The 23464-nt window shown below is 58.2% G+C and carries 23 protein-coding genes; 13 read left to right on the top strand and 10 right to left on the bottom strand.

Annotated elements, in window-relative coordinates; all coding sequences use genetic code 11:
• Positions 1–90: 90 nt before the first annotated feature.
• Positions 91–1026, top strand: coding sequence for a DMT family transporter (locus AC2TDA_RS07780; protein WP_480845222.1), 936 nt, complete (start codon positions 91–93; stop codon positions 1024–1026).
• Between the two features lie 74 nt (positions 1027–1100).
• Here AC2TDA_RS07780 and AC2TDA_RS07775 read toward each other — a convergent pair whose 3' ends face one another.
• The gene (locus AC2TDA_RS07775; RefSeq protein WP_480877521.1) at positions 1101–2213 is read right to left on the bottom strand and encodes an S-(hydroxymethyl)glutathione dehydrogenase/class III alcohol dehydrogenase; all 1113 of its coding nucleotides are present in this window, start codon (positions 2211–2213) and stop codon (positions 1101–1103) included.
• Between the two features lie 130 nt (positions 2214–2343).
• On the opposite strand from AC2TDA_RS07775, the gene AC2TDA_RS07770 reads away from it, so the two are divergent.
• Both AC2TDA_RS07770 and AC2TDA_RS07765 read left to right on the top strand, forming a co-directional pair.
• Positions 2344–2631, top strand: a complete 288-nt coding sequence (locus AC2TDA_RS07770) for an I78 family peptidase inhibitor (RefSeq protein WP_480845220.1) — start codon at positions 2344–2346, stop codon at positions 2629–2631.
• 72 nt (positions 2632–2703) lie between these two features.
• Complete coding sequence (locus AC2TDA_RS07765) at positions 2704–4356, top strand: DUF6504 family protein (protein WP_480845218.1); 1653 nt, start codon at positions 2704–2706, stop codon at positions 4354–4356.
• Positions 4357–4359: 3 nt separating this feature from the next.
• On the opposite strand, the gene AC2TDA_RS07760 is transcribed toward AC2TDA_RS07765, so the two are convergent.
• Entirely contained in the window at positions 4360–5085 is a 726-nt protein-coding gene (locus AC2TDA_RS07760; RefSeq protein ID WP_480877523.1) for an SDR family NAD(P)-dependent oxidoreductase, read from the bottom strand.
• 193 nt (positions 5086–5278) lie between these two features.
• On the opposite strand from AC2TDA_RS07760, the gene AC2TDA_RS07755 reads away from it, so the two are divergent.
• The 9 genes from AC2TDA_RS07755 (at position 5279) to AC2TDA_RS07715 (ending at position 14519) form a co-directional block, all read left to right on the top strand.
• Positions 5279–6613: an NAD(P)/FAD-dependent oxidoreductase gene (locus AC2TDA_RS07755; protein ID WP_480877525.1), complete on the top strand. Its 1335-nt coding sequence runs from the start codon at positions 5279–5281 to the stop codon at positions 6611–6613.
• Complete coding sequence (locus tag AC2TDA_RS07750; RefSeq protein ID WP_480877527.1) at positions 6564–7109, top strand: hypothetical protein; 546 nt, start codon at positions 6564–6566, stop codon at positions 7107–7109. Before AC2TDA_RS07755 ends, AC2TDA_RS07750 begins: the two co-directional genes overlap by 50 nt.
• Positions 7109–8332 carry an MFS transporter gene (locus tag AC2TDA_RS07745; RefSeq protein ID WP_480877529.1) on the top strand — a complete coding sequence of 408 codons (1224 nt, stop codon included), beginning with the start codon at positions 7109–7111 and terminating at the stop codon, positions 8330–8332. Before AC2TDA_RS07750 ends, AC2TDA_RS07745 begins: the two co-directional genes overlap by 1 nt.
• Positions 8329–8946 carry a DUF3833 domain-containing protein gene (locus AC2TDA_RS07740; protein WP_480877531.1) on the top strand — a complete coding sequence of 206 codons (618 nt, stop codon included), beginning with the start codon at positions 8329–8331 and terminating at the stop codon, positions 8944–8946. The genes AC2TDA_RS07745 and AC2TDA_RS07740 overlap by 4 nt, the downstream gene beginning before the upstream one ends.
• Positions 8943–9482, top strand: coding sequence for a DUF3833 domain-containing protein (locus AC2TDA_RS07735; protein WP_480877533.1), 540 nt, complete (start codon positions 8943–8945; stop codon positions 9480–9482). Before AC2TDA_RS07740 ends, AC2TDA_RS07735 begins: the two co-directional genes overlap by 4 nt.
• Positions 9483–9620: 138 nt before the next feature.
• Complete coding sequence (locus AC2TDA_RS07730; protein WP_480877535.1) at positions 9621–10829, top strand: YcaO-like family protein; 1209 nt, start codon at positions 9621–9623, stop codon at positions 10827–10829.
• Positions 10826–12154, top strand: coding sequence for a TfuA-like protein (locus tag AC2TDA_RS07725; protein ID WP_480877537.1), 1329 nt, complete (start codon positions 10826–10828; stop codon positions 12152–12154). The genes AC2TDA_RS07730 and AC2TDA_RS07725 overlap by 4 nt, the downstream gene beginning before the upstream one ends.
• 51 nt (positions 12155–12205) lie before the next feature.
• On the top strand, positions 12206–13501 hold the full coding sequence (locus AC2TDA_RS07720) for a gluzincin family metallopeptidase (RefSeq protein WP_480877539.1): 1296 nt from the start codon (positions 12206–12208) through the stop codon (positions 13499–13501).
• Positions 13502–13655: 154 nt separating this feature from the next.
• Complete coding sequence (locus tag AC2TDA_RS07715) at positions 13656–14519, top strand: hypothetical protein (protein ID WP_480877540.1); 864 nt, start codon at positions 13656–13658, stop codon at positions 14517–14519.
• A gap of 52 nt (positions 14520–14571) precedes the next feature.
• On the opposite strand, the gene AC2TDA_RS07710 is transcribed toward AC2TDA_RS07715, so the two are convergent.
• The 8 genes from AC2TDA_RS07710 to AC2TDA_RS07675 form a co-directional block, all read right to left on the bottom strand.
• Complete coding sequence (locus AC2TDA_RS07710; RefSeq protein ID WP_480845205.1) at positions 14572–16293, bottom strand: adenylate/guanylate cyclase domain-containing protein; 1722 nt, start codon at positions 16291–16293, stop codon at positions 14572–14574.
• Positions 16294–16434: 141 nt separating this feature from the next.
• Positions 16435–17049 carry a GNAT family N-acetyltransferase gene (locus AC2TDA_RS07705; protein ID WP_480845204.1) on the bottom strand — a complete coding sequence of 205 codons (615 nt, stop codon included), beginning with the start codon at positions 17047–17049 and terminating at the stop codon, positions 16435–16437.
• A gap of 258 nt (positions 17050–17307) precedes the next feature.
• Entirely contained in the window at positions 17308–17745 is a 438-nt protein-coding gene (locus tag AC2TDA_RS07700) for a hypothetical protein (RefSeq protein ID WP_480877542.1), read from the bottom strand.
• Positions 17742–18815, bottom strand: a complete 1074-nt coding sequence (pheS, locus tag AC2TDA_RS07695) for a phenylalanine--tRNA ligase subunit alpha (protein WP_480845202.1) — start codon at positions 18813–18815, stop codon at positions 17742–17744. Before pheS ends, AC2TDA_RS07700 begins: the two co-directional genes overlap by 4 nt.
• Positions 18816–18897: 82 nt before the next feature.
• Positions 18898–20268, bottom strand: coding sequence for a glutamate--cysteine ligase (locus tag AC2TDA_RS07690; RefSeq protein ID WP_480877544.1), 1371 nt, complete (start codon positions 20266–20268; stop codon positions 18898–18900).
• A gap of 65 nt (positions 20269–20333) precedes the next feature.
• Positions 20334–20861, bottom strand: a complete 528-nt coding sequence (locus AC2TDA_RS07685) for a hypothetical protein (RefSeq protein WP_480845200.1) — start codon at positions 20859–20861, stop codon at positions 20334–20336.
• Entirely contained in the window at positions 20858–21703 is an 846-nt protein-coding gene (locus AC2TDA_RS07680) for a GNAT family N-acetyltransferase (RefSeq protein WP_480896856.1), read from the bottom strand. The genes AC2TDA_RS07685 and AC2TDA_RS07680 overlap by 4 nt, the downstream gene beginning before the upstream one ends.
• The gene (locus AC2TDA_RS07675) at positions 21703–22428 is read right to left on the bottom strand and encodes a 16S rRNA (uracil(1498)-N(3))-methyltransferase (RefSeq protein ID WP_480877548.1); all 726 of its coding nucleotides are present in this window, start codon (positions 22426–22428) and stop codon (positions 21703–21705) included. Before AC2TDA_RS07675 ends, AC2TDA_RS07680 begins: the two co-directional genes overlap by 1 nt.
• Before the next feature lie 12 nt (positions 22429–22440).
• Here AC2TDA_RS07675 and ubiA point away from each other — a divergent pair, with 12 nt between their 5' ends.
• On the top strand, positions 22441–23403 hold the full coding sequence (gene ubiA / locus AC2TDA_RS07670; RefSeq protein ID WP_480877549.1) for a 4-hydroxybenzoate octaprenyltransferase: 963 nt from the start codon (positions 22441–22443) through the stop codon (positions 23401–23403).
• Positions 23404–23464 lie beyond the last annotated feature (61 nt).

Here is a 23464-nt window from a genome sequence, read left to right as displayed (position 1 = left end):
AGTTAAGCAGCGATAAAGACAGCCGGGGAATCCGTCCGCGCTGCTATGGCATGCCGCCACCACACCGACCCATTGACCGAGGCCAGACTGATGAGCGCTCAAAACACCATCCTGCGGGGACTTGGCTATGCATTTCTAGGCTTTGCAGTCTTTGCCAGTCATGACGCGCTGATCAAGGTGCTGGGCGGGACCTATTCGGTGATGCAGATCATCTTTTTTGCAACGCTGTTTTCTTTTGTCCCGATGGCGGTGACAATCCTGACCGACCGGACGACCGGCAACTTCCTGCCCAATCATCCGTGGCTGGTGTTGCTGCGATCCGCCTTGATGGTCACGTCAATGGTCTGCGCGTTTTATGCATTCTCGGTCCTGCCGCTGGCCGAAGTCTATTCGCTGCTGTTCTCTTTCCCGCTGATCGTCACCGTCCTGTCGATCCCGATTCTGGGCGAGGTGGTCCGCGCCCAGCGTTGGGCCGCAGTCGGTGTAGGCCTGATCGGGGTGCTGATCGTCCTGCGCCCGGGCGCAACGGATATTACTCTTGGTCACCTGGCCGCCCTGACAGCCGCCTTTTGCAGCGCCTTCGGTTCGGTTCTGGTGCGCAAGATCGGGAATGAGGAACGCTCGGCCGTTCTGATCCTTTACCCGATGCTACTGGCCATAGCGGCCATGAGCCTCGCGCAGCCGGCAGTTTACCAACCACCATCTTTGTTGCATTTGGCGATGATGGCTCTGGTCGGCGTGTTCTCGGTGATCGCTCAGCATCTGATCATTCTGGCTTATCGCGCCGCTCCGGCCGGGGTAATCGCCCCCAGCCAGTACAGTCAGATCATCTGGGCCACGCTGTTCGGCATGATCTTCTTTGGCGAAAAGCCGGACGGTTGGGTCGCCATCGGGGCCAGCATCATCATCGCTTCGGGCGTTTTCGTCGTCTGGCGCGAGAGTCGGGCGAATACGTCTGCCAACACACCGGTTCTACGCGTGCGATCACCCCGGTCGGATACAGGTGTGACACGGTCGGGAGAGTAACCGATGTAGAAAAACGGCGCGCTCGAAAGCGCGCCGTGGACATCCGCTTAAGCGGTTTTAGCCTATTTAGAGCCTTAGTAGACTACAACGGAACGGATGCTCTCGCCCTTATGCATCAGGTCGAAACCGTGGTTGATGTCGTCCAGACCCATGGTGTGGGTGATCATCGGGTCGATCTCGATCTTCCCTTCCATGTACCAGTCGACGATCTTCGGCACGTCGGTCCGGCCACGGGCGCCGCCGAATGCGGTACCGCGCCACGAGCGGCCAGTAACCAGTTGGAACGGACGGGTCGAGATCTCGGCCCCCGCCGGCGCCACGCCGATGATGACCGATTCACCCCAGCCCTTGTGCGCCGATTCCAGCGCGTCGCGCATCACGCCGACATTGCCGGTGGCGTCGAACGTGTAATCCGCACCGCCGTTCGTCAGATCGACCAGATAAGGCACCAGATCGCCCTCGACCTCTTTTGGGTTCACGAAATCGGTCATGCCGAACCTAGTGGCCATTTCCACCTTGGACGGGTTCAGATCGACGCCGACAATTTGATCGGCTCCGGCCAGGCGCAGGCCCTGGATCACGTTCAGACCAATGCCGCCCAGACCGAACACGATGGCGCGGCTGCCGATTTCTACCTTGGCTGTGTTGATCACCGCGCCGATGCCGGTGGTCACACCGCAACCGATGTAGCAGATCTTGTCGAACGGAGCGTCCTCACGCACCTTGGCCAGCGCAATCTCGGGCAGTACCGTGTGGTTCGAGAAGGTCGAGCAGCCCATGTAATGCAGGATCGGGTCGCCATCCAGCGTCGAGAAACGAGACGTCCCGTCGGGCATCAGACCCTGGCCCTGCGTCGAACGGATCGCCTGACACAGGTTGGTCTTGGGATGCAGACAGTATTCGCATTCGCGGCATTCGGGCGTGTAAAGCGGGATCACGTGATCGCCCGGCTTCAGGCTGGTGACGCCCGTGCCGACCTCGACCACCACACCGGCGCCTTCATGGCCCAGAATGGCGGGGAACAGACCTTCGGGGTCAGCGCCCGACAGGGTGAATTCGTCAGTGTGGCAGATGCCTGTGGCTTTGATCTCGACCAGAACCTCGCCCGCCTTGGGGCCTTCAAGGTTCACGTCCATAACTTCCAAAGGTTTGCCCGCCTGAACGGCAACGGCGGCACGGGTGCGCATGGTGTTAATCTCCCTGTCAATTTTGACCCGACCCTGCGTCAAATACAGGGTGTTTTCAACTGTGCTTTCATGGCAGGTTGGCTAATTATTTGATATTGCAGAAACGACATTGCCTGAAAAAGGAACGCCAATGCACCGTTTGATCCCGATCCTGATCCTTTTGGCGGCCTGTGCCGAGACGACCGTTCCCGAAACGACCGCAACCGCAACCGACAACCCGCCGGTCGATCTGGCCTTCTGCAAGGGCGAGGCCTTTGCGGATGCGGTTGGTCAGCCAGTGTCGTCGATTCAAGCAGACTTGCCAGAGCGATCCCGTGTTTTGGGACCGAATGACATTGCGACCCAGGATTACCGCATCGACCGGTTGAATGTGTTCGTGAACGGTGCCGGTGTCATTCAGCGTTTGACCTGCGGGTAAACGCAGTGCGGACTCGACTCCAGACATGATTCTCGCCTAAGAACAAAATGAGAACATTTGAATGTCTGCCCGATGCCGAAACGCCGAATACTCTCGCTGTGGTTTCCCCATCTTGGGGCTGAACGGCTGGTGCGCGCCGCGCGTGGCCTGCATGCCGGACCTTTGGCCGTGGTCGCCGAGCAATCGAACATGCAGGTCGTCACTTCGCTGAATGCCGACGCTCAGGCCGCCGGTCTGCGTGTGGGCCAGCCCGTGCGCGACGCCCATGCCATGTGCGCGAGCCTCATCACCCGCCCCCGCAACGCTCCGGCCGAGGCCGCGTTCCTGACCGCATTACGACGGTGGGCGGGCAAGTTCAGCCCGTGGGTGGCCGAAGAGTCGCCGGACGGGCTGATCGTCGACCTGTCGGGCTGTGCGCATCTGTTTGGGGGCGAAGAGACGTTGCTGAGCGTGATCGAAACCGATTGCGCCGATATGGGCCTGAGCGTGCAGATGGGCATCGCCGACACATTGGGCGCGGCCTGGGCGCTGGCGCGCTATGCCGGGCAAGAGGCCACATCGGACCGCAGCGGTGATGCCATCAGTCAGGAGGCGCGTGCCACGCGCGCCCGGGCGGGTAAACGACGGCACTGGACCAAGGGCGGGGCCGCACCGCAGGTGATGGCCTTGGGCGGCGGCGCGCGGATCGCCGCGCCGGGGCAGGCCTATGGCGCGCTGAGCCCGCTGCCTATCGCCGCGCTGCGGCTGGAAGATCAGACTGTGGCGCAGCTGAATCGGCTGGGCCTGCGCCGGATCGGTGATCTGCTGGGCCAGCCGCGCGCCAGTCTCGCCCGCCGCTTCGGGCGGGGGCTGGTGCTGCGACTGGATCAGGCGATGGGCAGCGCGCCCGAACCGGTCTCACCCGCCCGCCCGCCGCATCACTTTGCGGTGCGGATGACCATGCCCAACCCGATCGGCCTGATCGAGGACGTGATGGCCGCCATCGACCGGGTCTTGCCATCGCTCTGCACCAAGCTGGAGGAGAAGGCGCGCGGCGTCCGCACGCTGCGGCTTGAGGCGCATCGCGCCGATCAGGCGGCCGAGATTATTGAGGTTGGATTGGCCCGCCCGACATTCGACAAACACCGCATTCGACCTTTGTTAGAGATGAAAATAGACAAGATCGATGCTGGTTATGGCATCGACATGCTGCGGCTTGAGGCGATCCAGACCGAGCCCATCCACGCCCGCACCGTGGCCGGCCATGCCGAGGCGCGTCGCGTGGCCCGCAATCGGCTTGAGGGCAATACGGCTGTAGACGACCTGATCGGCAAACTGGGCGCCCGGGTCGGGCTTGAGGTGATCACAAGACGCCACCCGGCAGCTTCGCACATCCCTGAGAAAACGGCGCAGATTCTGGCCGCCGCATGGTCAGAACCTGCCCGCAACTGGCCCGCCCCGCCGCGCCCCCGGCCCTTGCAGATGTGGCAGCCCGAACCGGTAATGGCCCCGGAAACCCCCGACGTGCCCACCGCCTTTCGCTGGCGCGGGCGCGACTGGCAGCTGGCGCAGGCCACCGGCCCGGAACGCATTGCGCCGGAATGGTGGCTCGACGACCCCAATTGGCGCAGCGGCGTGCGCGATTATTGGGTGGTGGTGACCGAACAGGGCGAACGGTTGTGGCTGTTTTACGGCCATGGCGGCACCATGTCGGCGGGCTGGTTCTGTCATGGGCAGTTTGGTTAGACTCTATTTCCCGCGATAAACCAGCAAATCCGGCAAGTAGTCGATCAGACGGATCATCCAGGAAAACGGGGCGGGAAAATCCGTACGAAACCGGCGGCGCGACATCGCCTTGACCACGCGCTCTGCCGCACCCTCGGGCGTCATCAGCATGGGCATCTTGAAACTGTTCTTCTCGGTCAGTCGAGTTTTGATGAAGCCGGGATTCACAATTCGTACAGTCACACCCGTGCCCGCCAGATCATGCCGCATCGTTTCCGCCAGAGAGATCAGCGCCGCCTTGCTGGCCCCGTATCCGATCGCCGCGGGCAAACCGTGATAACCCGCCAGGGATCCGATCAGCGTTATCTCGCCGCGACCGGCCTGAACGAAGCCGGGCACCGTTTCACCCAAGATGCGCACAGCACCCAGATAGTTCACATCACTCATCATCAGAGCGGATTCGGTATTCCATTTCGCCGAGCGCATCGGATCGTAAGCACCGGCGTTATAAACCAACCCATCTATCCTGCCGACCTCAGCCATGGCGTGGCGAACAGACTCTAAATCAGTTACATCCAGCGGGACCGGCTTTGCATTTGGCAATGCGGCACAAATCTCGGCAAGACGGTCGGCATTGCGCGCCGAGAGGATCAGGTGCGCCCCATGACGGCTCAGCACTACAGCCAGCGCGTGGCCCAGGCCTTCGCTTGCGCCAACAATCCAATAGGTTTTTCCGTCAAAGCTGCTCATATGTAGACCGTTTCACTTGGAGTTGTTGAATTTTACGGCCTCAAGACTGTGTTGGATCAAACCATGTCAAAAGAATTGGGCTCTGAAACCGGACGTCATGACCTAGTGCATCTGTCAAAAACTTCTAATGTGATTGATCCATCCTCGCCTACCCTGCGTATCCCATTGTAAAATGCCGATTAATGAGGATGGAATGTTCGACGAATCCCGTAACGTGCGGAAGAAAATCGCGATTGTAGGTGCAGGCATTTCAGGTCTCTCTGCCGCTTACTATCTATCTGAAAACAACGACGTGACGATTTACGAAGCCGAACCCCGGCTGGGCGGTCACGCGCGGACGGTCATTGCCGGAAAAAACGGTGATCAGCCGGTCGACACCGGATTCATCGTGTTCAACTATGTCACCTACCCCTATTTGACCAAACTGTTCGACGAGCTGAATGTGCCGGTCATCGAAAGCGAGATGAGCTTTGGCGCGACCATCGACAATGGCCGCATCGAGTACGGTCTGAATAACCTGCGTACACTGACGGCGCAAAAGCGCAATCTGGCACGGCCTGCCTACTACAAAATGATCGCCGACATCCTGCGCTTCGGCCAGGAGGCCCCTGATGCCGCACAAGACGATGACACCACAATAGGTGAGCTGGTTGATCAACTGCGTCTGGGCCACTGGTTTCGCCACAACTACCTGATACCGATGTGCGGCGCGATCTGGTCTACGCCGGTCGAGTTTGTGGATCAGTTTCCGGCCCGATCTCTGGTGCAGTTTTTCCGCAACCACGCGCTGTTGGCCAGCGGCCGCGCCAACCAGCACCAGTGGTACACAGTCAAGGGCGGCAGCATCGAATATGTCCGCAGGATCGAGGCTGCCCTACGCACCCGTGGTTGCGATATCCGCGTCGCCGCGCCGGTTCAGCATATAGACCGGCACGATCTGGGCGTAACCGTTCACAGCGATGGCCAAGCCGATCTGTTTGACGAGATCATTCTGGCAACCCACTCCGACCAGTCTCTGGCCATTCTTGGCAAGAGTGCAACCGTCGAGGAAACGGCAGCTCTCGGTGCGATCCGATACCAGCCTAACACCGCCATTCTACATTGCGACTCGGGCCAGATGCCAAGGCGCCGCGCGTGCTGGTCCAGTTGGACCTATCGCTCGCAAGCCGGCAATGTCGGGGTCACCTATTGGATGAACCGCCTTCAGAACATTCCAGACAGCGACCCGCTATTTGTTACGCTGAATGCATCTTCAGAAATTCCAGCGACAAAAATCTATGACCAAGTAGAATTCGCCCACCCGATATTCGACAAAGCCGCTTTGCGAGCACAAGGGCAGATCCGTGAGATGCAGGGACGAAACCGTACTTGGTTTGCCGGGGCATATAACCGACATGGCTTTCACGAAGATGGGATCGCCAGCGCAATGCACGTCGTCGATTTGCTGAATGGCACCTCGCAAACCATCGGAGCTTACAATGGCATTCTTGAAGAAGACCCGGCCATACCTGCGCCGGCCAATCTCTGACATCTGGCAGGTGGCCCTGGTTTCGATTGCATTGCTTGCCCCTGTCGGGCTGACGGCGTCACCGGTGGCAGATGCGCTCAACAATGCGCAGCTTAAAGGAAGTTCAACGTTTCGCTTTTTAGGCGTACCAATCTATGACGCAGAACTTTTCACGCCCGAAGGGGCTGCATTCAGTTGGAATGAAGATTTCGGCCTGAAACTGACATACCGCAAGGCTCTCAAACAGAAAGCGCTGGTTGAATCGACGCTTGAGGAAATGACTCGTCAAGGGAATCCCGCACCGACGCAAAGTCAGTTGGAACAGTGTTTTCAGGCGGTCAGCAAGGGTGACAGCTATCTTGCCGTCTCCAAGGGGCCGAACGTTGTCGAATTTTGGCGCAATGGCCGCAAGACCTGTTCCTTGTCTTATCCGGGCGCCAAGCGTGCCTTCATGTCCATCTTTCTGGGTAATGATACGCGGTCGGCCACCTTTACCAGGCGGTTAAAGGGGCAGTGATGCTGTATCCTCGCGTCAGTCTGTATGCCCTGATGCTGGCTGCGGCGGGAATACCGCTGTACATTCATCTGCCACGTTTTGCCGCCGTCAATCTTGGCATTGGCCTCGGCGTTATCGGAACCGTCTTGCTGGTCATTCGACTGGTGGACCTGGTGCAGGACCCTCTGATTGGGTGCGCCATCGACCGTTGGCCGAAAGGGCAGGCTTTGTTTGCGGCGATCGCGGCAGTCGGCCTGGCGATTGGATTTCCACTGCTGTTTACATTGCCCAAAGGGGCCAGTGTTAGTGTCTTGATTGCCATCCTGGTGCTGTTGTTTTCGGCCTACAGCCTCGGGACTATCTTGCTGTATGGTCGCAGCGCCACACTGGCAAAGAAACCGGATGCAAAAGAACTGATGACGCTGGCCGCCTACCGCGAGGGCGGGCAGCTGACCGGCGTTATCATAGCTGCCGCCGCGCCTGCTTTGTTTGTGGCCCTTGGTGCCAGTGCGCAGGGATATCCATCCTTTGGCCTGTTTCTGGGCTTGCTGGCTATTGTGACTCTGGTCCTGACACTTCCAATCTGGTGGCGCGCACCTATCACAGGGCAGGCTCTGTCCTTCGCCGAGCTTGGTCAGGTCGGAGCGCTGCGCCTGCTGGCTCTTGCACTGATCAACAGTCTGCCGGTCGCGATAACCTCGACCCTATTTCTGTTTTTTGTCGAAGATCGTTTGCAACTACCTGGTAAGGCGGGGCCACTTTTGATCCTGTTCTTTCTCAGCGCAGGTGTCAGCGTGCCGCTTTGGGCGCGGCTCAGCAACCGAATTGGACCAAAACAGACTCTGATGATCGCTATGCCGCTGTCTATCGCGGGATTTATCGGGGCTGCGATGCTGTCTGCTGGGAACCTTGGTGCGTTTTCCCTGATCTGCATCGCCTCAGGTGCAGCGCTTGGCGCCGATATGGTTGTTCTGCCCGCCATGTTTTCGGTCGTGTTGACCCGTGCGCGCCTTAATGCCTCGGCCGCTTTTGGCATCTGGTCTTTTGCCGGCAAGCTGGGCCTGGCCCTTGCGGCCTTTTTCACACTGCCACTGCTGGAACGCAGTGGATTTTCTCCCGGACAATCCAACACGGCGCAGGCGCTAAACACGCTCAATCTGGCCTATGCCGTTCTTCCCTGCATTCTCAAACTCGGCGCATTCGGAATGGTTCTGACGCTGCCGACGGAGGTCCCTACCAAATGAAACTCCTGGCTGTCATTCTATTCGCGGTAATTGCTGTAATTGTGGGCAAAGCGCGATTTCTCAGCTTTCGGTCTCAATCGCCGTCGGACTATGCCAGCACCGGGCCTGAGTTCTCGCTCAAGGATCATCTGAACGGAGAGATCCTGTCCGAAGGTCTGATCTATGGACCAAACGGAAAGATGTCGAACAGCTTCGTCGCCCGCATGATCGGCGAGTGGCAGGGTAACACCGGTACGTTGGCCGAGCAGTTCACTTACTCCAACGGCAAGCAGATGGTCCGCAAGTGGCATTTGACGATAGGCACCGGAAATACATTCACCGCCACTGCCGATGATATTGTGGGGGAAGGTCAGGGCTTCATATCGGGTTCTACCGTAAAACTGACTTACCGCATCATTTTGCCGAAGGACGCCGGAGGTCACATACTGGATGTCACCGACTGGATGTATCTGACCGAAAACGGTGCGATCATGAACAGGTCCGAGATGCGTAAGTACGGCATCAAGGTAGCCGAGCTGATCGCCACAATGCGTCCGGCCCCTGCCATTGCATCTGCACATCTGAACGGGGGCTACGGGCATGATGCAAAGGCTGAATCGAGGCCCCTGCAATGATGTCTCGTCGAATCCTGTTTGGCGCGTTCACAATTGCTGGTCTGGCCATCCTGACTGCCTGCTCTGCCAAACCTCGAGTCCCCAAGACCTTTCTGTCGGACAGACAGCTTAACCTCGAAGAATTCTTTGAGGGGAAGGCCATCGCCTATGGTCAGTTTCAGGATATCCTGGGCAACGTCTCACGCCGTTTTACGGTCGAGATCGACGGCACGTGGAACGGTGAGACGCTGACGCTGGTCGAAGATTTCGTCTATGACGACGGTGCAACCGAGCAGCGGATCTGGACCTTGATCAAAACGGGCGAAGACACCTGGACCGGTACTGCACCGGGCGTTCTGGGTACTGCGTCCGGGATTGAACGTGGAGATACCTTCAACTGGAAATACAAGATCGACCTGCCCGTGAAAGACGGCACCATGCGAGTGAATTTTGATGACTGGATGTGGCTGCTGAGCGACGACAGATTGCTCAACCGCGCCTATGTCTCGCGTTACGGGGTGCGTCTGGGCGAAGTCATTTTGTACTTTGAAAAGTAATGACATTTGACGCTGTCGCCTTGCGGCGGTTGACCCGTTCGACTTCATCCCCCATCCTTGCCAAAACCAGACCGGGCTTGATTATTAACACCGCATTGGCGCGGACGGTCTGAGCGTCATTATGGCAGGGTCAGGTGCATGCCCAAGACATCGCAGAAGACATATGTTCTGGATACCCATCGCCTGCGGGACCCGGAACAGACCCTTGCCATCGTCCGGCCTCATCTGAAACGGATGGGCATCACTCGCGTCGCCAACCTGACCGGGCTGGACCGTATCGGCCTGCCGACAGTGATGGTGACCCGCCCGAATTCGCGGTCTGTCGCCGTGTCTCTGGGCAAGGGCCTTTCCTTGCAGGCTGCTGAGGCGTCCGGTGTAATGGAGGCGATTGAATCCTGGCATGCCGAACGGATAGAGCTGCCCCTGCGGTTGGCCAGCCACACCGATCTGATTCAGGACAAGGCGCATGTCGCGGATGTTTCGGCCTTGCCGCAGGTTACAGGTGGCCGCTTTGATCCCCATCGCAGCATGCTGTGGGTGCAGGGACGCGATCTGACGGTCAATCAGGATTGCTGGGTTCCGTATGAGATGGTCGATACGGACTACACCGGTTCGCACAGTGCCGGGCAAGGCGCCTTTCCGCGGACGACAAATGGTCTGGCTTCCGGCAATAACGTTATCGAGGCGAGTTGCCATGCCATCTGCGAGCTGATCGAACGTGACGCCACCACGCTCTGGCACCATCGGCCGGTTCCACCGCGTGTAGATCCTGACAGCGTTGACGATCCAAGATGCCAACAGGCGATGGACCTGATCACCACGGCAGGGCTTGAGATGGGGATTTGGGATACAACCTCGGACATTGGAATCGCGTGTTTTCGATGCGTGATCAGTGAGGCGGGCGACAAACCCGGCCATATCGGCATCGGCGATGGTTGCCACCCCGACAGTTCAATAGCCTTATTGCGCGCCCTGACAGAAGCCGCTCAGACACGGCTGACTTACATATCCGGAGCGCGCGACGATTTGGATCCGGCCGAGTTCACGGACAAGGCGCAATCTGATCGGTGTTCCTATGTCCGCAACCTGATCAAAACGGCAACGGCGTCAACGGATTTTACGAACTGCCCCACCAATGTCACCAGGTCATTCGACGAAGATCTTGCCCTTCTACTCGAGCGCTTGTCGTCTGCAGGGATGCCTCAGGTTATCACCGTCGATCTGTCCCGCTCCGAGGTCGACATTGCCGTGGTTCGGGCCGTTATTCCGGGGCTGGAGGCGCCCCATGACGATCCCGATTATGTTGCCGGACACCGGGCAAAACAGCTCGGGGACGCCACCGCATGACATCTGTAATCTTCGTTGGCCCCACCCTCACCGCCGAAGAAGTGGCGCAGTGTCTGGATGCTACCATCCTACCGCCTGTGCGACAGGGCGATGTTTATCGCGCTGTCCACAGCAAGCCACGCGCAATCGGTATCATTGACGGCTTTTTCGAAGGCGTGCCGTCGGTCTGGCACAAGGAAATCCTGTGGGCGATGGAGCAGGGTATTCCCGTCTATGGCAGCGCCAGCATGGGGGCTTTGCGCGCCGCGGAGCTGGCCGATTTCGGAATGATCGGCGTCGGGCGCATTTTTCAGGATTACCTCAGTGGCGCATTGCAGGACGACGACGAAGTCGCGGTCCTGCACAGCCCCGCCGAGCTTGGGTTCCTACCACTTAGCGAGCCTATGGTCTCGGTCCGAGCCACCGCAGAGCGGGCAGTCAAAACCGGCGTTGTGACGCCGGACACAGCATCAGAGATGCTGCGCGTCGCGAAGGCGCTGAACTATCGCGAGCGGACGTGGAGCAGGATTTGCGATGCGCTGGGCGGACGTTCCGATACGGCAGATTTCACACTGTGGTTGCCCGAGGGTCGGGTTGATGCCAAGGCCGATGACGCTCGCGAAATGCTCACACAGATGGCGCAGCAGGACGCGCCGGAACAGGCCAATGGCACACCAGTTCGAGTCGAACCTACTCTGGCCTGGCGTGAGTTGCGTGCCCGCATTGACGGAGAACCTGCCGCGGGGGCAGTCAGTGATCAGAGCACAATCGATGAATTGCGGTTGGACCCGGAACGATATGCCCAGCTTCGAGACCTTGCTCTACTAAGCCTGCTGGCAGACGAGGACGCTCGACGTAACAATCGCGAGCCAGACCGCGATGCCCTCGTGCGGCAAATGTCTGATCACAGAACCAACGCAAGGCTTTCGCGGCGCTCTGATCTCATGCGATGGCTTGAGGAAAACGACCTGAGCCCACAGGATTATGAGGCCTTGCTGGCCAACCGGTCTCGCGTCCAGGCGGCCCTGTCTTCGCGCGCCGAGATGCTGGATGTCCCCTTGCTGGCCGAGCTGAGGCAAAACGGCGAGTACATCGCCCTGCGCGACCGCGCCGCCCGCAAAGCAGATGCTATCGCACATCTCCAACGGCCAGCTGGAAAACAGGCATCAGTGGATCGGTTGCAGGCTCTGATATGGTATTTTGAAACGCGGCTTGACCAAGAGGTGCCAGATGATCTTGAATCATATGCAGTTTCACTCGGCCTGGCCGGGCGCGATGCATTTTACGAATTGATCGAAACAGAATTCTTGTTTTGCCAGTCAGATGGCGATCGCACAGAACCCTGACCCTGCCACCCAGGCAGGCACAGGTCTGGCAAATTGCAGGAGGGTAATTTGATGAACCGGCCCGAGCACATAGAAGACGAAGCACCGGGCACGCGGTTCCTGCTATACCCGCAGTCCCCTTATCTGGAGCCGGGCGCACAGCCAGAGCTGGTGGAAATCTCGGCACCGCCCGGCAGTATCGGCGCCGGCCCGTCCGGGCCGCGCATGTACACCGTTAACCCCGTCGGCAAAACCACACCATATGGCGCAATAGTACCCGGTCCAAATGGACCACAGATGTATCTGCCGCCCTGGAACGGGTATTTTCAGCCGCCACCTGAACCCGATGAATTCGGAAATTTTGTCCATATCGCACCCTCTGACCCTAGCTTTGAGGCGGCGCACCTGTTCGGTTCGGCGCATTTCACAATGGACGTTTGGGAGGGGTATTTCGGCCGACCAATCCCTTGGCATTTCGCTCGCGACTTTGACCGTTTGGAATTGTCGCTACTACCCAGCCTCGACAATGCGCACATTGGCTGGGGATTTCTGGAAACCGGTGGAACGTGGGAACACGGCGACGAATACCGCCCCTATAGTCTGAACTTTGATGTCGTGGCGCATGAAATCGGGCATTCCATAATCTACAGCGTAATCGGGATGCCGTCGGACGGGGACGCCTCGGGTGAATATTACGGGTTCCACGAATCTGCGGCGGATATGGTGGCGCTACTGGCATCGCTGCATTTCGGTTCGGTCGTTGAGGACCTGCTCAGGAACACGCACGGCAATCTGTATACCTTCAATCGCCTGAGCCGATTTGCCGAACTGTCGCAGAATGCACAGATCCGGATCGCCGCCAATGACCGTACCCTGTCAGAGTTTGCCCAGGGTTGGTCCAGCGAACACGCCTTATCAGAGCCTCTGACAGGTGCAATGTTCGACATTCTGATCGATATCTATCACGAAAGGCTGCTGGTCCATGACCTGATCAGCCCCGAGATGGAAGACCTGTCGGACCAACTGGAAGGATCTCCCAAGTACAGCGAGATCATGCAGCAGATGTTCGATACTCAGTATGCCGCCAATCCCGAAGGGTTCCGCTTGGCCCTGCTGGAAGCGCGCGATTTCCTTGGCTCTTACCTCGCGGACGCGTGGGAGATGCTGGATGCGGATATGCTGAGTTATTTTGGGGTCGAACGGGCGTTGCTGACGGTGGACCATGAAATCACTGGCGGTGCGTTCCGGCAGATTATCGAAGGTAACTTCCGAATGCGGGATATAGGGCTGGTGGCGGCGGGTCCACGTCTGGCCGAACCAGACGACTCCAGCCATGCGTCTTCGGTGCGTACGCGGGTGCCTGGATAAGCAAAACCTTAAAGTCTTTGTTTTCACCCCGTTTTGTGGCATTTTGGCCGCGCGGGATGATATTTTTTTAATTTAGGCACGCACAGGTTGCGGGCTAACAAGGGGGGAGATGGGGTCTCTGGCGTCGTCGATCCTGTAAGAGGGAGATAGTGATATGTCTGAGTCCTTGCTCAGTTTTTCAGAAGTGTTGTTATTCGGACGCCTGCTTCACGACATCGGAATATTGGAACCTACCAAGGTCGATACTGCGTACGAGGCAGACACTGGAGCGGTGCCAACTATTGGAGCAGACGATAAGCTTAACGGTGTAATACTGAAAGCCGATGATCTGGTGTTGGTACAGATCGACGATGGGCCACTGAAGAGTGGCATCTACAAAGTATCTGGAACCACAGGCAGTCTTACTCTCGGCGGTCGCGCTACGATTGAGCGCGGAAATATTGCCATTGTAAAGAGAAGTGGCAAGCCCAGTCGTTCCGTCTGGCGGCAAAAAGCAAAAGAACTCAATGAGCAATCCTTCAAAAACACTGGTAAGCGTTGGCGGCGCGGCAAGGGGAACAACAATTTCCTGGGCGATCAGTTCGGAACTAATACCCGTCTCGCCAGAATTTATGGCTTCTCTTACGAAGGAACTTATTACGATCTTCCAGAGCCTTGCATTTTCCTTGTTCATGGCAACGGAGACAGCGCTACAGATGGTGATCTTCCAAGCGGCCAGGGAGCCCGTGCGCCTCAGGATCCTTCGATATCCGGAGTTGCAGCAGCGGACTATCAAATAGCTAACGATATCCGTGTGTGGGATTACGACAAGGCAGACTACACTATGCGCATGGACGTTCTAGCCGGCCAGTTTGAGCAGGTTCTGCTCGACATCTACTTCGGCTTTGACAGCCCGGCGATCAGTGGTGCGAAAGTCAGCGGCGCAAAAGTCAGTGGTGCCAAGGTCAGCGGTGCAAAAGTCAGCGGTGCCAAGGTCAGCGGCGCAAAAGTCAGCGGCGCAAAGGCACGCGGCGACTGACCCCCGATGAACCCAATCTCAGGGCGTGCAATTTGCACGCCCTTTATTGTTTTCAGAACCCGGCCTTTTTCAAGCCTTCCACGAAATGCTGGGTATCGTCCTCTAACCGGTCTGGCTGAACTTTTGACCACCGGTCCAGCGAAAAATTAGGGTGCGCCTCGCGGTGCTGGTCCGCGATGAGGCGGGCCATTTCCATGTTGCCCATCTGCGCATAGCTGGCCGCAAGAATTCGTTGACCTTCGGTCGGATTGTTCATCTTGTTCACCGATTCGATCACGTCTTCATACTGCTTCAGATTGTAATAGGCACCGCCCAGGTGCCACAGATATTGGTCGGGGAAATAGGGGTTCAGGCGCATGGCCTGCTGTAAATGGTTGATCGCCGCTTCATTGTCGCCGGAATGGGCCAACGCATCCGCAAAATCGGAATGCATATCCGCGTCGTTGGGATTAAGCGCCAGTGCCCGCCTATACGACTGGAGCGCCGAGTCATGCTCCTTGCGATAGAGATGCACGAAGCCAAGCTCACCAAAACCGCGGGCGTCGGTGGGGTCCAAATCGATCGCACGCTGCGCCAACCCCAAAGCTTTGTCCAGCGCACCTGACGGGTCTTCAGCCCATGAATACCGCCAATCTATATTCAGCGTCCGCGACAGCGCGGCAGCCGCCCGGGCGTAGCCGCCGTCCCTTTGCAGAGCTGATTCATAGAAATTCTGAGCTTTTCGGTTGTCGTTACGTGTGTACTTGAAAATATGGTGCTGCCCCTGCAACACCGACCCATATGCCTGGAGATCTGAAGGAACAGCCTGCACCGTCCGCTGTTTTTCATGAGACTCGATCATTACCGCCATAGCCGCAACGATGCATTCGGTCACTTCGTCCAGAATGTCGAATATATCGTCGATCTTGCGGTCGAACCGTTCCGCCCAGATAGTGCGCTCGGACTGTGCGTCGATCAGCTCGGCTGTGATCCGAATTCGACTGGAAGACCGGCGCACACTGCCCCGTGCGACATAACGGACGTTCAATCGTTTCGCGGCATCCTGCGGTGGCATGGACTGCGTCTTGAAAAAGAACGACGAATTCCGCGCGATGATGAACAGGTTACGGAACTTGGACAGGTTCATGATGATGTCATCTGTCAGACCTTCGGCGATCCAATCATCGTTTTCGTCCTGTCCGGTGATGGAAAACGGTAAAACGGCCACAGACGGTGTGTCGGGGCGCTGTAACAGAAGATCCGGTTGCGGTTCCGCGCGCATCGCAGCCGCCATCGTTGCGCCTTCGACTTCGCTGCGGACGCAGTAAGTGGACACGGGCGACATGATGTTCTTGAGTTGCTTGGGCCCCAGATACTCATAACCATAGCGTAAGCGGTTGCGGATCTGGTCATAGACGGCCGAGCTGACATAGACCCGTTCAGGATCGGCAATTTCCTGAAGCCGCGCGGCTATGTTGACATTGTCGCCGTGAATTCCGCGCTCATCGATCAGGACTTCTCCCAGGTGAACGCCGGCCCTGAACCTGATCGGCTCGGCATATGGACGCGTTTGGTTGTACTTGGCGGCAACACGATGCAGTTCGATCGTAAATTCGACGGCGCTGGTGGCAGTGTCGAACAGAGCCAAAATACCGTCGCCTCGTACTTCGACCACTTCTCCGGAGTAGGTTTCACAAGTGGTTTCCAGATGGGAAATAATGGATTTCAACGCGTTATACGTATCCATCTCATTTTCGCTCATCAAACGGGAATAGCCGACAACGTCGGCAAACATCACCGCGCCAAGCTTTTGTTTGATGGGTCTGTCCGAACTGGAACTATTCACTGGCATTACTCGATTGGGTTCTATCGATGATTCTGTCAGGCAAAATATAGTCGATTCTGCCGCGTTGTGCGGTTGCAAGCTTGTGACATTTCAACTGCCTCCAATCTCCCTGGGTGGCCATGACCAGCTGGCAGAAACATCAGATCCAAAGGTAACGACTGTCTCGGAACCCAAATCCCGCGCCAGGGATTGACGATGCGCGATCCAGTCCGGTTGCAAAAGGCCGACCACGACGATGTCGTGAAACTGCCCGTCCGCAAACCAGGCCTGACGCATCGTGCCTTCATCCTGAAAACCCAGGCTGCGAACCACGTCCCGGCTGCGCTGGTTGTCAGCCCGACAATACGACGTGATACGATTCAGACCAAGCTGCCGGAACGCAAAGTCCAGCAACAGGGCCGACGCCCGGATCCCTACACCGCTGCGCCGCACGGACTTGTCAACAAACAACGGAATAACCGCGTCACGGTTGATGCTGGATATCGCGTCTAGTCCGGTCATGCCCAGTGTCTCTCCGGTGTCGGTTTCGATGACGAACCAGCATTTGTTACAGTCTTTCGAAGCGCTGACGGCATCGTCCCACATGTGTTCAGTCTGTAATTGATTCAACGGAATACGGCAGGACCTGTCGAAAAGCGCGAGGTCTTCGACGTCCTGAAACCATCGCTTAACATTTGCCAGATCCGCCTTTTCCAAAGGACGCAATCTGAACAGCCTCGTCGGAATATCGGCCAAAAGAAATGACCCCCAAAATGAATGCGTAAATTTATTCGGAGGATACTAGCACGAAAACGCGTTAAACAAGAAAGGTGTATTTTACACATAACTCAGCGGGGTGTTTTTTCGCTGGCGAAGAGTGAGGTTACCCGAAGCAGCGCAAGCCGCGCCATCGCCAGACCGCGGGATGGCGATGGCGCGGCGGCCTATCGGCCTTTGCTCCGCGCTTAGTTCATCACGTGAAGATCAGCGGCTCACACCCAAGCCAATGAGCGCCAATGCGGCAGCAACGATGACGCAAACTGGTAAAACGAAATATTTCGCAAACGCACCTAAAACACCTGCAACTGAGGTCTTGTTCTCGCGTTGGGCCTGCTTTTCAAGTTTTTCGGCTTTTCGCTTATTTTCCAGATACTCCTGTCCCCGTAGGGTGAGCTTTAGGCTTTCAATGCTATCCTTTGTAAAGATGCCGTCAACCAAACGCTCTTTGCGAAGCATAGACAGATAGTGGTCTCTCTCGGAGATAGACATCCCGACTTTCGCTTCTGCCGTACCTGTGTATTGAGGCGAGTTTGGATACATGGCGTTCAATCGTTCAGCCCTGTCATCAAAAGAGGCTCCGGAAACACCCGAAGCCTCAATGTATTCCATAAGTTGGAGAAGCTTGTCAGAATCGCCCGTCACCGCGACAAACCACCATGCAGGTTCGGCATATCCAGCGCCGCAAACCCGTAGTGGCGCAGCCAGCGCAGGTCGGAATCAAAGAACGCCCGCAGATCCGGAATGCCATATTTCAGCATCGCCAGACGGTCGATGCCGATGCCAAAGGCAAAGCCCTGATAGACCTCGGGGTCGATGCCACCGGCGGCGATCACTTTGGGGTGGACCATGCCGGAACCCAGAATCTCCATCCAGTCGTCGCCCTCACCGATCTTCAGCTGGCCGTTGTCCCACGAACAGCGGATATCGACCTCGGCCGACGGCTCGGTGAAGGGGAAATGCGAGGCGCGGAAGCGCAGCTCGACATCGTCGACCTCGAAGAAGGCCTTCACGAACTCTTCCAGAACCCATTTCAGGTTCGCCATCGAGATGTCCTTGTCGAGGGCCAGCCCCTCGACCTGATGGAACATCGGCGTGTGGGTCTGGTCATAGTCGGCGCGGTAGACGCCGCCCGGGCAGATCACGCGGATCGGCGCGCCCTGTTTCTCCATCGAGCGGATCTGCACCGGCGACGTATGGGTGCGCAGCACGTGCGGCGGGCGGTTATCGCCCTCGGCGCGGTGCATGTAGAACGTGTCCATTTCGGCCCGCGCGGGGTGGTGGCCGGGGATATTCAGGGCGTCGAAGTTATGCCAATCGGTCTCGATCCGCGGCCCTTCCGCGACAGAGAAGCCAAGTTCGGCAAAGATCGCGGTCAATTCCTCGGTCGCCTGGCTGACGGGGTGGATCGAGCCCTGACGGCGCGCACGGGTCGGCAGCGTGACATCCAGCCATTCGGTGCGCAGACGCTCATCCAGCGCGGCATCGGCCAGTGCAGATTTCTTGGCGGTCAGCGCCGAGTTGATCTCGTCCTTCAGGGCGTTCAACGCAGGGCCTGCGACCTGTCGTTCTTCGGGCGTCATCTTGCCCAGCTCGCGCATTTTCAGCGCCACTTCGCCTTTTTTGCCAACGGCGGCGACGCGGATCGCTTCGAGCGTATTTTCGTCGCCAGCTTCGGCGATTTGCCCCAGATATTTTACCTTAAGATCGTCCATGACGCTTTCCGAACTGGCCCCTGAATTTGGTCCAGAACCTGCTATCGGCCTATCCTTGCGAATGCAAGCCGGACGGTGCGGATCAATAGCTGTATTCGGGGTAAATCCGGGTCAGATCGCCGTTCCAGTCACTGTCGTAGCGCTCCATCAGCTCGTCCGCCGGAACTTTGCCGGATTCGATACTGTCTTTGAGCGCGTTCAGGAAATGGGTTTCGTCCGGGACCAGACCGCCTGCGCCCGGTCGAGCGCGCGATTTCAACCCTGCATCGGCGATCGCAACAACTTCGCGGGACAGATCGTGCATGCTGATCCCGCCGACCTTAGCCTGAAGCCCGTCTTTGGCGGCCTCGACCCGCAAAGCCTCACGCGTCTCGGCATCCCAGCCCTTGACCAGATCCCAGGCGGCGTCCAGCGCACTCTGGTCATAGGTCAGGCCAACCCAGAAGGCAGGCAGGGCACACAGGCGGCGCCACGGGCCGCCATCGGCTCCACGCATTTCCATGAACTTCTTGATCCGCGCTTCGGGGAATGCGGTCGTCAGATGGTCGGCCCAATCGCTGAGCGTCGGCGTCTCACCGGGCAAGGCAGGCAATTTGCCTTGCAGGAAATCGCGGAACGACATGCCCAGCGCGTTGATGTATTCGCCATTGCGGTAAACGAAATACATCGGCACTTCGAGCGCGTATTGGACATAGCGTTCGAACCCGAACCCTTCTTCGAACACGAATGGAAGCATGCCGGTCCGCGCGTCGTCCAGATGCCGCCAGATATAGCTGCGCCAGCTTTTCTGACCGATGGGTTTGTCTTCAAAGAACGGAGAGTTCGCGAACAGCGCCGTTGCCATCGGTTGCAACGCCAGTGCCACCCGCAATTTCTGTACCATGTCGGCCTCGGACCCGAAGTCGATGTTGACCTGAACCGTACAGGTTCGGCGCATCATGGCACGGCCCATTGTGCCAACTTCTTCCATATAATCGTTCATCAGACGATAGCGCCCTTTGGGCATTAAAGGCATCTGATCATGGGTCCAGATCGGGGCGGCACCCAGGCCGATGAATCCTACGCCGATCTCGTCGGCGATATCCTTGACCTCGCGCAGGTGAATGTTCACCTCGTCACAGGTTTCGTGAATCGTCTCAAGCGGAGCCCCTGAAAGCTCCAGCGCGCCGCCCGGTTCCAGGCTGACATTGGCACCATCTTTCTCCAGCCCGATCAGATGTCCGGCCTCGCGCACTTCGGCCCAGCCGTGGCGATCCCGCAGCCCTTCCAACACTGCCACGATCGAGCGTTTGCCCTCGAACGGCAACGGCTTCAGCGTGTCCTTGCAATAACCGAATTTCTCGTGCTCGGTCCCGATGCGCCAATCCTGCTTGGGCTTGCAGCCCGATTCCAGATATTCGGCCAGTTGTTCGTGGCGTTCGATCGGTCCGCCGCCGGACTGGGGGATGGACATGAAGCGTGCTCCGATCCTGATGTGTCTTTCTTGGAGGTCTTTCGTGGGCGCAAACTGTCCCGGTGTCAATGCAGGCGGATATGGGCCGGGCGCATCGGTTGACGTTCCCAGATAACAACAGGATGCATTGCTCCGCCATTCAGTTCCGACAACATTTGTTCGGTTTTCAGCCCTGGCAGTGCTGAGAACACATCGAACAGCGCCTCAGCCCCTTCGGCATTCACGGGAATGTGAAGCGTCGGCTGTCCCGGCTGATCCAGAATCCAATGCGCCGGAGACGAAGTGGGGTCCAGCGCAAGCCGCTCGATTTCGCGCGCGGCCACGATGCCGCCATCAAGCGGCCCGAGATAGGTAATCTGACCTTCGTCAATCGTCACAACACCCGGCCCGCCGACCCCGAGTCGAAAGCGCGCGCGCTGCAAGCCGATAACGGCCAACGCAGCCGAGATGGCTACCAGCACCCATCCCAACCAGCCCAACAATCCCCCTGGTCCGTTGATCCAGCTGAGACCCAGAATCAAAACGAACACGGCCACCAACACTTCGCGCCAGCGCCACAGAGCCAGTTTGGCTTCGGGTCGGATGAAACTCATGCAACTTCCTCCGGGTTTGTGAACAGGATCAGAGAGTACTGGCCTGCGGGTTTGAACCCGATAGCAATATAGGCACGCGCGGCAACATCTGAAGCGGCAAACAAGACCGCGCGCGAAACTCCGGCGTTTCGTGCCTCGGTCAGATGCAGGGCAACGGCCAGACGGGCAATACCCCGACCTCGCAATTCGGGCGGCGTAAAGACGCCGCCTATCTGAACCACCTCGGGCAGGCGCGCGTTAAAACCAGTCATGCCTGCGGGTTGACCGTCGATTAACAAAACCCTGTGAGAATCGCGCGCCACGTAAGCTGCAATGTCTTTCTTGGCCTGTTCCTGCGCGCGTGCCGGGTCAAAATCCATGGCCTCGATCAGGTAGTTCTGCCGCCATGTTTCGGTGGCGGACCTATCGACTTCGCCCAACGACACAAGCTCCGCCCCTGTGGAATCAGGCAATACAAGATGGCTCAGCTCAAGCGAAAACCCCGGCTCGTCACTGTTCAGGGTCGCGGGTCGATCCTCCCACCCGGCAAGTCGCATGATCCGCCGGGTCTGGGCGGCCTCGGCAGCGATGCCGAACAGCTTGCGACCACGGACCAAACTGATTGCGCCCCGTAGTTCTTCGTCCGAACTATCGGGGCATTGCGGCAGAAGCATTCCCTCGTTGGTCACGGCGAACACCGCGCGCAATTCATTCCCAAGCAGCCACATACGTACCGCTCTTGGATTGGACCCGTTCAGACCGAAATCCTTCATGTTTGCCAATGGGAACATCGAACTTTGCACATGGCGATACAGGAATGCCTCGATTTCGGGCACGTCCTGAGCTTGCGCTAGTCGCCACATCACGCCCAGTCCCCAAGTGCCTGCTGCCACATGGTCATCGCAGCCACGGCGGCGGTATCGGCGCGCAGAATGCGCGGGCCCAAGCTGACCACATGGGCGTAAGGCAAGGCAGTCAACCGTTTGCGCTCTCGTTCGGAAAACCCGCCTTCGGGGCCGATGAGGATGGCCCATGGCAGGTCCCTGTCATTTTTGGCGAGGCGCAGGGCAGACCCGACTTCCGCCTCATCACAGAACATCAGCTGGCGACCTTCGGGCCAGGCATCCAGATAACGGTCAAGCCGCTGAAGCTCGGAAACCTCGGGCACAAATGTTCCGCCGCATTGCTCGGCCGCTTCGACTGCATGGGCCTGGAGGCGGTCCTGACGGATACGCTCGGAATTGGTAAACTCCGTCTGCACCGGAATGATCCGCGCCGCGCCCATTTCTGCTGCTTTTTCAACGATGAAGTCAGTGCGCGACTTTTTGATCGGCGCGAAAAGCAGCCACAAATCCGGCGGTAATTGCAAAGGCTTCGACTGCTCGAAACAGACCAGCACGCCCCCACGCTTGCCGGCTTCGGCAACCTCGGCCAGCCATTCACCATCCTGTCCGTTGAACAGCGCGACTTGACCACCAACAGTCAGGCGCATGACGCCAAACAGGTAATGTGCCTGATCACGCGTCAAAGGAACTGATTGCCCCGGACCCAAAGGGTGCTCTACATACAGTCTGATTTTTGCACTCATGAGACCTTACATATGCAAGGCAATGCCCCAACACCAGACGGTCAGGTCGCCGATTCTGTCACCGGCAACTGGGTCGATACACACGCGCCAGCATTTACCCGTCCGTATCTGCGACTGTCGCGTGCAGATCGACCGATTGGCACTTGGCTGTTGCTGATCCCCTGCTGGTGGGGTTTGGCGCTGGCTATCATCAGCGGTGGAAACGCGCGCTGGGGGGATCTGTGGATTGCTGTAGGGTGCGCGATCGGCGCCTTTTTGATGCGAGGGGCGGGGTGCACGTGGAATGACATCACCGACCGCAAATTCGACGCACAAGTCGAGCGTACCCGGTCCCGCCCGATTCCGTCTGGTCAGGTCAGCGTGCGACAAGCCGTGATCTGGATGGTGCTGCAAAGCTTGCTGGCGTTTGGGATTTTGCTGACCTTCAATCGGGCAGCCGTCGCAATGGGGGTGCTATCGCTGCTGCTTGTGACGATTTATCCCTTTGCAAAACGATTCACCTGGTGGCCGCAGGTCTTTCTGGGTCTGGCATTCAACTGGGGCGCATTGTTGGCCTGGACTGCCCATAGCGGCACGGTCGGCTGGCCTGCCGTCACCCTGTACCTGTCGGGTATTGCCTGGACGCTGTTCTATGACACCATCTATGCCCATCAAGATGCAGAGGACGACGAACTGATCGGCATTAAGTCTACTGCCCGCCTATTCGGAACGGATACCGCTCGGTGGCTCAAGTATTTTCTGGTCGCCACGGTTTGCCTGATGGGGCTGGCCATAATAGACGCAGCCCTTCCACAAGCATCCATTCTGGCACTTGTCGTTGCGCTGGCCGGACCCTGGGCCATGGGCTGGCACATGGCATGGCAACTGAGGGGTCTGGACACTGAAGACAATGCCAAGCTGCTTCAGCTTTTCCGCGCCAACCGAGACACCGGCCTTATTCCGCTGATCTTCTTCTGCGTCGCGCTGCTGCTCTGATTGCACCTTCCCCGCGTGCCCGCTATGAGTCCGGGGCCAATCGCCAGAGGAGTCCCAAGCT

This window comes from Ruegeria sp. HKCCD6426, from assembly GCF_057221115.1.
Note: the sequence above shows the minus strand (reverse complement) of the source record. Positions and strands in the feature narration are given on the sequence as shown.